The sequence below is a fragment of the Mycobacterium sp. NPDC003323 genome, from assembly GCF_053589535.1.
The window spans coordinates 1-3097 of sequence record NZ_JBSFSB010000027.1; the positions used below are offsets into that span (position 1 = coordinate 1).

Here is a 3097-nt window from a genome sequence, read left to right on the forward strand (position 1 = left end):
TGCCGTCACCGCTCCCACCGGAGTCGCGACGATGGTGGGTGCGCCATTCAGGGCTGCCACCACCGTCAGCGCGGTGATGCCCGGCAGCGCGGAGGTCTGGCCCGCGGCGTCGGTCACCTCGAACTCGATGGTCCTAATTCCCACCAGTGCATTGCTGCCGGTGCTGAACGACACCGACTGCAACACCGCCTGATACGCCGCCGCGGAATCGTTTCCGGTCAGCGTCAACACACCATTCGCATACGACCCGGTGATATTGCCCGACGGCGTGAACGACAGCACATCCGACGGATCCTCGCCCGACACAATGGAAACCGTCGCCCCGGACAGATTCTCCCCGAGCTCGTTCACGATCGCCACAATCGGCGACACCGTGGTCGACTGACCTGCCGTCACCGCTCCCACCGGAGTCGCGACGATGGTGGGTGCGCCATTCAGGGCTGCCACCACCGTCAGCGCGGTGATGCCCGGCAGCGCGGTGGTCTGGCCCGCGGCGTCGGTCACCTCGAACTCAATGGTCCGCACGCCCACCAGACCCGAAGCACCGGTCGAGAACGTGACCGACTGCAACACCGCTTGATACGCCGCCGCCGACGCACTACCACTCAGCGTCAACACACCATTCGCATACGACCCGGTGATATTGCCCGACGGCGTGAACGTCAACACATCCGACGGATCCTCGCCCAGGGTGATCGACACCGTCGCGCCCGACAGATTCTCTCCGGCCTCGTTCACGATCGCCACGATCGGCGACACCGTCGTCGTGTTACCGGCGGTCACCGCGCCGACCGGCGTCGCCACGATCGTGGGTGCACCATTCAAGACCCCGACAACCGTCAACGCCGTCACACCCGGCAGCGCCGAGGTCTGACCGGCCGCATCGGTCACCTCGAACTCAATGGTCCGCAGACCGACCACCGCGTTGCTGGAGGTACTGAATAAGACCGATTGCAACACAGCCTGATACGCCGCCGCAGAATCGTCACCGGTCAGCGTCAACACACCGTTGGCAAACGACCCGGTGATATTGCCTGCTGGGGTGAATGACAAGACGTCGGACGGATCATCGCCGAGAGTGATCGTCACGGTTGCCCCCGACAGACTCTCGCCTGGTTCGTTGACGATCGCGATCACCGGCGACACTGTCGTGGACTGACCGGCAGTCACCACACCCACCGGTGTAGCCACGATCGTGGGTGCACCATTCAAGACCCCGACGACGGTCAACGCCGTCACACCCGGCAACGCCGAGGGCTGACCCGCAGCGTCGGTCACGTCGAACTCGATGGTGCGGATCCCGATTAGCGCGTTGCTGCCGGTGCTGAACGACACCGACTGCAACACCGCCTGATACGCCTCAGCAGACGCATTACCACTCAGCGTCAACACACCGTTCGCATACGACCCGGTGATCCCACCCGACTCGGTGTACGACAACACATCCGACGGGTCCCCGCCCAACACAATGGAAACCGTCGCCCCGGACAAGTTTTCTCCGGGTTCGTTGACGATCGCGATGATCGGCGACACCGTGGTCGATCCGCCGGCGGTCACGGCGCCGATCGGCGTGGCGACGATCGTGGGTGGAACGTTGGCCGTCACAGCCAGGACCGTCAAAGCCGTAACGCCCGGCAACGCCGACGTCTGGCCGGCCGCATCGGTGACCTCGAATTCGATGGTCCGCACGCCCACCAAGCCCGAGGCACCGGTCGAGAAGGATACCGACTGCAACACAGCCTGATACGCCGCCGCAGACGCATTCCCGGTCAGCGTCAGCACACCATCCTCATACGCGCCGGTGATCCCGCCCGAGGGCGTGAACGTCAACACATCCGACGGATCCCCACCCAACGTGATCGACACCGTCGCACCCGACAAGTTCTCACCGGGCTCGTTCACGATCGCGATGATCGGCGACACTGTGGTCGAACCGCCGGCGGTCACGGCGCCGATCGGAGTGGCGACGATCGTGGGCGGAACGTTGGCCGTCACAGCCAGCACCGTCAAGGCGGTCACGCCCGGCACCACCGAGGTTTGACCGGACGCATCGGTCACCTCGAACTCGATGGTCCGCAAGCCGACCAGGGCGCCGTTCGTGGTGCTGAAAGACACCGATTGCAACACCGCTTGATATGCCGCAGCAGACGCATTACCGCTCAGCGTCAGCACACCGTCCTCGTAGGACCCGGTAATCCCACCGGAAGCGGTGTACGACAGCACGTCTGACGGATCTCCACCCAGCGTGATCGACACCGTGGCGCCGGACAGATTCTCCCCGGGCTCGTTCACGATCGCGATGATCGGCGACACTGTGGTCGATCCGCCGGCGGTCACCACACCCACCGGCGTAGCCACGATCGTCGGCGCACCATTCAACACACCGACAACAGTCAACGCAGTCACACCCGGCAGCGCCGAGGTTTGACCGGACGCATCGGTCACCTCGAACTCGATCGTCCGCAAGCCAACCAGGGCGCCGTTCGTGGTGCTGAAAGACACCGACTGCAACACCGCCTGATACGCCGCCGCCGACGCACTCCCACTCAGCGTCAACACACCATCCGAATACGTACCGGTGATCCCACCCGACTCGGTGTACGACAGAACATCGTTGGAGTCCAGGCCGAGGGTGATCGACACCGTCGCACCCGACAGGTTCTCGCCCGGATCGTTGACGATCGCGACGATCGGCGACACCGTGGCCGAACCGCCGGCAGTCACGGCACCGATCGGAGTCGTGACGATCGTGGGTGGAACGTTGACCGCGATTGCCAGCACCGTCAAGGCGGTGATACCCGGCAGCGCCGACGTCTGACCGGCCGCATCGGTCACGTCGAACTCGATGGTCCGCAAGCCCACCAGGGCACCGTTCGTGGTGCTGAACGTGACCGACTGCAACACTGCCTGGTACGCGGCCGCCGACGCATTCCCGCTCAACGTCAGCACACCGTCCTCGTAGGACCCGGTGATCCCGCCGGAAGCGGTGTACGACAGAACATCGTTGGAGTCCAGGCCGAGGGTGATCGACACCGTCGCGCCGGACAGATTCTCACCGGGATCGTTGACGATCGCGATGATCGGCGACACCGGCGTC

At 64.5% G+C, this 3097-nt stretch carries 1 protein-coding gene; it reads right to left on the reverse strand.

Annotated features, from left to right (window positions below; all coding sequences use genetic code 11):
- The coding region (locus ACWDUN_RS29100) for a beta strand repeat-containing protein (RefSeq protein WP_449934262.1) at positions 1-3097 on the reverse strand (3097 nt) is incomplete at both ends.